Below are 7,387 nucleotides of genomic sequence, written 5' to 3'. Positions count from 1 at the left end.
CCCGGTGGAACCGCCGGCGCCCGCCGTCCGGACGGAGCTGCCCGGACGCCTCCGCGCGCTGGGGCTTCTCGCGGTGGCCCTGGTGCCGTGCGTCCTCGCGGTGCGTCAGCTGGGACGCATCCACCCGGACGAGGTGTTCCAGGCGCTGGAGCCCGCGTACTGGCGCGTGCACGGCTACGGCGTGCTGGCCTGGGAGTGGCGCGAGGGCCTGCGCAACTGGGCCGTCCCTGGAGTCCTGGCTGCCTTCCTCAAGGTGGCGCACGGCTTCGGCATCACCGACCCGCGCGTCTACCGGGGCGTGGTGGCGCTGCCCCAATTCGCCCTCCACGCCTGGAGCCTGTGGGCCGTGTACCGCTTCGCCGAACGCCGCGCGGGCCCGTGGGGCGCGGCGCTCGCGGTGCTGCTCGTGGGGCTGAGCGCGCCGGTGCTCCTCTTCGCCGGACGCACCCTGTCGGAGTCCTTCTCCGCGTCCTTCCTCCTCGTGGCCATGGAAGCCCTGGACCGCCCGGACACCGGGCCGGACTCGCGGGTGCGCCGGGCCGGGCTCCTGGGCGGTATGGCCCTGGGGCTCGCCGTGGTGACGCGCTACCCGTCCGCCCTCTTCGTGGTGGCCGCGCTCGGGTGGCTGGTGGCCGCCCGGCGGTGGCGCCTGCTTGCCTTCGCTTGTGTGGGCGGCGCGGTGGTGGCGGCGGGCCTGGGCCTGCTCGACTGGGGCACCTGGGGCACGCCGTTCCACTCGTTCCTGGCCTACGTGGACTACAACGTCCTCTCCGGGAAGGCCGCCGCCGCGTTCGGCGCCTCGCCGCCGGGCTTCTACTGGGAGCCGCTGCTCCAGGCCGTGCCCCTCTGGGCCTGGGCCGCCGTACCGCTGTCGCTGGTGCCCCTGTTCCGCTTCCGCGCGCTGTCCCTGCCGCTCACCTGCGCGGCCGTCTACACGGCCGTCCTGCTGACGACGCCGCACAAGGAGGAGCGCTTCCTCTACCCGGGGCTCGTGGTGGCGCTGCTCGCGGCCGCGTCCCAGCTGTCCGCGTCCATCGCCGCGCTTCCCCGGCCGGGCCTGCGGGGAGCAGGGGCGGTGCTCGCGCTGTCCCTGGGCTTCGTGCACGGCCAGGGCTTCCCGTCCAACGACCTCCGCGCGGACCAGTTCCGCGCCATCGTCCGGGCCACGCGAGGGGACGCGACGGGGCTGCTCATCGTCAACGAGGGGCTGTGGGGCTCTGGGGGCTACTTCTACATCGGCCGGAACATCCCCTGGCGCACCTGCGACTGGCCCCAGGACGCGGCCTTCCAGGCCTCCATCCGCGACCGCACCTTCAACCGCGCCGTCACCTTCGAGGGCCGGGCGCTGGAAGAGCTCCAGGCCGCCGGCTTCCGCGTCGTCCGCCAGGTGGGGCGCGAGACAATTCTCGCCCGCGACTGAGGCGGGAGCGGCCGGGCAGGGGAGGGCAAGCCCGCAAAGCCGAAGCGCCGGCATCCCCGGAGGGATGTCGGCGCTTCAGGTGAGACAGAACGGCCGGGACACACGCGGAAGTACGCTACCGTTGCTTCCTTCCGGACCTGGCGGGGTTCGCGCCCCCACGTTGTCCCGACCACAAAATCCGTGCTGCTACTTCGAAAATAACAACGGAGAGGGTGGGATTCGAACCCACGATACCCTTTCAGATATACACGCGTTCCAGGCGTGCGCCTTCAACCGCTCGGCCACCTCTCCAGAGACTTTGGAGCGGAGAGCGTAGGATTCGAACCTACGGTACCGTTGCCGGTACGCCTGATTTCGAGTCAGGTGCCTTCGACCACTCGGCCAGCTCTCCAGATATTCAGTTTTCACGTCGCTTCGTGCGCAAGCGCTCGAAGAACGTCTTGAGAAGCTGGCGACTCTCTTCCGCCAGGATGCCGCTTGTCACTTGAAGCCGGTGGTTGTGCCGGGGCTCTTCCACCAGGTTGTACAGCGAGCCGACCGCGCCCGCTTTCGGGTCCATCGTACCAAAGACGAGTCGGGTGACACGAGACTGAACCAGCGCACCGGCGCACATCGCACACGGTTCCAGCGTCACGTAGAGGGTCACCCCGGAGAGTCGCCACGCATCACGTGCCTTCGCTGCGGCTGCGAGGGCCATCATTTCGGCATGGGCGAAGGGGTTCCGGTCGCATTCGCGGCGGTTGTAGCCCGTGCCTACGACGTTTCCGTCCAGCACTGCCACCGCACCTACCGGAACTTCCCCGAGTGAAGCTGCTTCCCGCGCGAGCTCAAGAGCCTGCTGCATGAAAGCGATGTCGTCACTCATGATGTGCGCGCCTGAAGAAGAAGTGGCGCTCCCTGGAGGATTCGAACCTCCGGCCTTCGGATTCGTAGTCCGACGCTCTATCCAGCTGAGCTAAGGGAGCATTTCTTCCGGCTGCTGCTTTACATCAAGTGGCGGAGAGAGAGGGATTCGAACCCTCGATACCCTTTCGAGTATGCAGGTTTAGCAAACCTGTGCCTTCAGCCTCTCGGCCATCTCTCCAACTCTTCTCTGTCAAAGAACCACGAAACTCAAGCTCAAAATCGGAGGCGGTAGGATTCGAACCTACGGAAGGCTTTCACCTTCTGCGGTTTTCAAGACCGCTGCCTTCAACCGCTCGGCCACGCCTCCACAGCCTTTGCCGTCGGTTCCCGTGGGGCCAACCGCGCCCGTGGGGCCGCCCTTCTACATCATTTCTTCCCTGTGGCAAGAGAGATGTTGGCCCCTTTTCACGTCCGGGGCCAGCAGGCCCTGACTACAGGGGGCGAAGTTCCTTCAGGCCGCCCATGTACGGCACCAACGCCTCCGGGATGGCGACGCTTCCGTCCTCCCGCTGGTAGTTCTCCAGGATGGCGATGCTCGTGCGCCCCACGGCCAGCCCGCTGCCGTTGAGGGTGTGCACCATCTGGGGCTTGTCCCCCTTCTGGGCGCGGAAGCGGATCTTCGCGCGGCGGGCCTGGAAGTCGCCGCAGTCCGAGCAGGACGAAATCTCCCGGTACGCGCCCTGGCCCGGCAGCCAGACCTCGATGTCGTAGGTCTTGCGCGCGCCGAAGCCCATGTCCCCGGTGCACAGCAGCATCACGCGGTGGTGCAGCCCCAGCCGGCGGAGGATGTCGCACGCGTCGTCCGTCATGGCCTCCAGCTCGTCCAGGCTCTTGTCCGGCTGGGAGAACTTCACGAGCTCCACCTTGTGGAACTGGTGCTGGCGGATGAGGCCGCGCGTGTCGCGCCCCGCGGCGCCGGCCTCCGCGCGGAAGCACGGGCTGAAGGCGCAGTAGCGGATGGGGAGCTGCTCCCCCTCCAGGATTTCGTCCGCGTGGTAGTTCGTCACGGGGACTTCCGCGGTGGGGATGAGGAAGCGCTCGGGTTCGCCGGACGTCTTGAAGGCGTCGTCCTCGAACTTGGGCAGCTGGCCGGTGCCCATCATCGTCTCGCGCAGCACGAGGTAGGGCGGCAGCAGCTCCGTGTAGCCCTTGGACGTGTGCACGTCGATCATGAACGTGACGAGCGCGCGCTCCAGCCGCGCGAGGGCGCCCTTGTAGAAGGTGAAGCGGCTGCCGGACACCTTCGCGGCGCGCTCGAAGTCGAGCATGCCCAGCGACTCGCCCAGCTCGAAGTGCTGCTTCGGCGTGAAGAGCAGGTTGGGCTTCTCACCCCAGGCCTTCACCTGGACGTTCTCGTCCGCGCTCGTGCCCACCGGGACGGATTCGTGGGGCACGTTGGGGATGACCAGCAGGATGCGGTTGAGCTCCTCCTCCACTTCCTTGAGGCGGGCCTCCTTCTCCTTGATCTCCTGGGAGACGCCGCGCAGGTCGCCGCGCAGCTTCTCCATGGCGGCCGGGTCCTCCTTGGCCTTGCGCTTCATCTCCTCGTTGGCGGCGTTGCGGCGCGCGGCCAGCGCTTCCATGGAGACGTAGAGGTCGCGGCGCTCCAGGAAGAGCGCCTGGAAGGGGCCGAGGTCCAGGCTGCCGCCCCGCGTCTTCAGTCGGGCGACGACCGCATCGAAGTTCTGCGCAACGTTCCGGAGGTCCAGCATAGGGGCTCGCCTTGTAGTCACCCCGGGGTGGGCCGGCAAGGCTCACCACGCGCCGGGTGCTCAGGGCCGGACGCCCCCAGGCCCCGGGGGCTGACCTGGAGGTCTCCCGCCGGTGGCCCGGGCAGGCCTTCAACGGGGCCTGCCCGGAAGGCCCGGCTCAGTGTTCGAGGTCGTAGATTTCGTCCTCGATGTCCTTCTTGTCCGCCGCGTCCGGCTTCTTCACCAAGTACTCCTTGAAGGCCGTGATGGCGTCCTTGCGCTTGTTGCGCTCCTTGTAGGCGAAGCCCAGGTAGTAGAAGGGCTGCGGGTTCTCCGGCTCGGCGGTGGTGGCCTTCTTGTACCAGTCGATGGCCTTCGCGTGCTGGGCCTGCTCCGTGTAGGCGCGGGCGACCTTGTAATAGACGTACGTGAGCTTCGGATCCGCCTTGAGCGCTGCCTGGTAGCGGCGGACGGCGTCGTCCCAGCGCGCGGCGTTGAAGAGCACGTCACCCATGGCGCCCATCACCCGCGTGCGCTGCGGATCCGCCTTGAGCGCCGCCTCGAAGGAGGCGATGGCGCTGTCGAACTCGGCGCGCTCCAGGTAGGCGTGGCCCAGGGCCTCGTGCGCGTCCGCGTAGTTGGGGTCCAGCGCCACGGCGGCCTGCCACTGCTCGATGGCGTCCGGCAGCCGCTTCGCGTCGCGCAGGATGACGCCGTAGGCGTACTTGTAGTCCGCGCGCTTGGGGGCGCGGTCCACGGCGGTCTTCATGCTGTCGAGCGCCTGGGTGTACTCCGAGCGCTTCGCGCGCACGAGGCCCAGGTAGTAGAGGGCCTCGTGGTTGGACGGCTCGTTGCGCAGCGCGAGGCCCAGGTTGCTCTCCGCGCCGGCCAGGTCGCCCTTCTCCAGGAGCACCGCGCCCAGGGTGATGGGCGTGGTGGTGGAGCGGGGGTCCTCCGCCTTGGCCTTCTCCAGCTCCGTCACGGCCTCGTCCAGCCGGTGCAACCGCCACAGCACGAGCCCTCGCTGCAGCCGGCCGTCCTTCAAGAGGTGCGGATCCAGCTCCAGGGCGCGGTTGGCCTCTGTCTCCGCGCGGGCCGCGTCGCCATTGAGCAGCGACACGCGCGACAGGCCCAGGTGGGCGTCCGCCAGGTTGGGGTCCAGCTGCACGGCGCGGTCGAACTCCTGCTGCGCGAGCAGGCTGTTGTTCTCCGCGAGCGCCAGCTCTCCCAGGCCCGCGTGCACGCCCGCGTGCTCCGGCGCCTGCTGCGCGGCGGCCTCCAGGAGGGTGCGCGCGTCCGCGTTGCGGTGCTGCCGCAGGTACAGCCGGCCCAGGTACAGGCCCGCGTCCACCAGCTTCGGGTCGGCGGCGGTGGCGCGCTTGAAGTGGCCCTCCGCCTCCACGGGCTTGTCCAGCGCGTCCTCGATGCGGCCGTAGAGGTACGCGATGCGCGCCTCGTTGGGGAAGCTCTTGCTGGCGGCCTCCACGGCGGTGAGCGCGTCCTGCATCTTGCCCGTCATCACCAGCGCGGTGATGTGGCCGTCCACGAGCTCCAGGTTGCCGCTGTCCTCCGCCGCGAGCGAGGCGAAGAGGGGCAGCGCGCCGTCGTAGTCGCGCTGCGAGCGCAGCACCTGGGCGAGCTGGGCCTTGATGAAGGCGGAGTCCGGGTTGTCCTTGTAGGCCGCCTTGAGCTCGGCTTCCGCTTCCTTGGGCTTGAACTGCTGGAAGAGGGCCACGCCCTTGAGGCCGCGGGCGCGGGCGCGCTCGGCGGGCCCCAGCGCGTCCTGGAGCTTCAGGGCGCTCTCCACGGCCTGGGCGCCCTGCTCGATGTTCGACTTGCGCACGAGCAGCTCCACCGCGGCCAGCTCCACCGCGGAGGCGGCGTGCTGCGGATCCGCGGCGAGCGCGTCCGCGTAGGCCTTGGCGGCCTCGTCGGCCTTGCCCTGCGCCTGGTAAAGGTTGCCCAGCGCGTGGTGCGCCTTGGCGGACTTGGGGTCCTTCTCCAGCACCTTGGTCAGCGTGGCGACGGCGTTGCCGATGTCCTTCTGCTGCGCGTAGGACTCCGCCAGGAGGAACGCGAGCTCCAGGTCGCCCTGGTTGTCCTCGCGGGTGGAGGCGTCCTGCAGGCGGGCCTGCGCCTCCGCGCCCTTGCGGTTGGTGAGGGCGATGGCGGCGGCGGTCTTGATGACCTCCACGTTCTTCTCCCCCAGGAGCTCGATGGCCTCCATCTGCGCGTTGCAGGAGGTGAGGTCGGAGCGATCTCCGTCCGCGTAGCGGCGCTGCAGGTAGGCCACGGACTGGCACCAGAGGGCGCGGACCTCGGGGTACTCCTTGGTGGCCAGCACCTGGGCGCTCTTCTTTCGCGCTTCCTTGTAGCTGGCGTAGGTGTCCGCCAGGAGGCCCTTGCGCGCCTCCTCGACGAGCTTCGCCTCGGAGGAGCCGGCGGACACGCGGGCCGGGAAGAACTTGTGGCGGCCGAAGGCGCCGTAGCGGCCGGCCTCGAAGCTGGCGCCGGTGCCCAGCACGAGCACCGACACGCCCGCGGCGATGATGGCGGGCAGGCGCTTCTTCCACTTGGCCTCGGCGGCGCTGCGGTCCACGACGGACACCGCGGCCATGCGGCCTTCGTAGAGCTGGCGCAGCCGCTCCATGCTGGCCTGCGGGTTGGCGGCGTCCGGGCTGGCGGCCGCGTCCGGCGCCGGTGCGCCCGGGGTGGCCGCGATGGGCACGGCCTTGGACGGGCCCTCCATCAGCCGCTGGATGGCGGCGGCGAAGACGGGCACCGTGCCGATGGCGGACCACGCCTCCGAGTCCGGCGACACGTCCTCGTTGCCCAGGAGCTGGCCGTCCTCGAGCATCTTGACGATGACGCCCTCTTCGAACGGGCCGAACATCTTCCCGGAGCGGCGGCGCACGTGGAAGCGCTTCACCGGCACGCGGCCGCCGGCCTCCTTGCCGGCGCTGTCGTCGATGAAGCTGAGCATCTCCAGGCCGTCCGCGGGGCCCGCGGCGGGCGGGGGCGGCAGCGGCGCGGAGAGGTCCGCTTCCAGGTCATCCATGGGCGCGGCGGTGGGGTCGAACTCCAGCGCGTCCGGCAGGCCCGTGGCCGCGGAGGCCGGGACGGGCGAGGGGTCGCCGAAGTCCACGTCGCCGAAGTCCGTCGCGGGGTTGACGCGCGCCGGCGGCGCGGCGGGGGCCGGGTCGCCGAAGTCCAGCTGGAAGTCCGGAGCGGGCGGCGCGGCCGGAGGGGGCGACGTGAAGTCCACGGCGAACGGATCATCCGTGGGCACGGGGGCCTGTCCGTACGCGGGGGCCTGTCCGTACGCCTGTCTCTTATACACCTCTGACGCTGCCGACGATAAGGCACGTGT

General features: G+C 69.7%; 4 protein-coding genes, 5 tRNA genes and 1 other RNA gene. 1 reads left to right on the top strand and 9 read right to left on the bottom strand.

The window, feature by feature from the left end; all coding sequences use genetic code 11:
- Positions 1-1,420, top strand: a 1,420-nt coding sequence (locus D7W79_RS35675) for a glycosyltransferase family 39 protein (RefSeq protein ID WP_338078837.1), incomplete at its 5' end; no start/stop codon positions are given.
- Positions 1,421-1,503: 83 nt separating this feature from the next.
- Here the strand turns inward: D7W79_RS35675 and ffs are convergent.
- The 9 genes from ffs to D7W79_RS46545 all read right to left on the bottom strand — a co-directional run bounded on the left by ffs (position 1,504) and on the right by D7W79_RS46545 (position 7,357).
- Positions 1,504-1,596, bottom strand: an RNA gene (gene ffs / locus D7W79_RS35670) — signal recognition particle sRNA small type.
- A gap of 28 nt (positions 1,597-1,624) precedes the next feature.
- Positions 1,625-1,711 (bottom strand) — tRNA-Ser (locus D7W79_RS35665).
- Between the two features lie 13 nt (positions 1,712-1,724).
- Positions 1,725-1,811 (bottom strand) — tRNA-Ser (locus D7W79_RS35660).
- 6 nt (positions 1,812-1,817) lie between these two features.
- Complete coding sequence (gene tadA, locus D7W79_RS35655) at positions 1,818-2,285, bottom strand: tRNA adenosine(34) deaminase TadA (protein WP_120529769.1); 468 nt, start codon at positions 2,283-2,285, stop codon at positions 1,818-1,820.
- Positions 2,286-2,308: 23 nt separating this feature from the next.
- A tRNA-Arg gene (locus D7W79_RS35650) sits at positions 2,309-2,385 on the bottom strand.
- Between the two features lie 29 nt (positions 2,386-2,414).
- A tRNA-Ser gene (locus D7W79_RS35645) sits at positions 2,415-2,504 on the bottom strand.
- 42 nt (positions 2,505-2,546) lie between these two features.
- Positions 2,547-2,633 (bottom strand) — tRNA-Ser (locus D7W79_RS35640).
- A 124-nt stretch (positions 2,634-2,757) separates the two neighbouring features.
- Entirely contained in the window at positions 2,758-4,038 is a 1,281-nt protein-coding gene (gene serS, locus D7W79_RS35635; protein ID WP_120529768.1) for a serine--tRNA ligase, read from the bottom strand.
- 157 nt (positions 4,039-4,195) lie between these two features.
- Positions 4,196-7,357 carry a tetratricopeptide repeat protein gene (locus D7W79_RS46545; RefSeq protein ID WP_244222151.1) on the bottom strand — a complete coding sequence of 1,054 codons (3,162 nt, stop codon included), beginning with the start codon at positions 7,355-7,357 and terminating at the stop codon, positions 4,196-4,198.
- Between the last annotated feature and the right edge of the window lie 30 nt (positions 7,358-7,387).

The organism is Corallococcus exercitus, from assembly GCF_003611585.1.
Taxonomy (GTDB): Bacteria; Myxococcota; Myxococcia; order Myxococcales; family Myxococcaceae; genus Corallococcus; species Corallococcus exercitus.
Note: the sequence above shows the minus strand (reverse complement) of the source record. Positions and strands in the feature narration are given on the sequence as shown.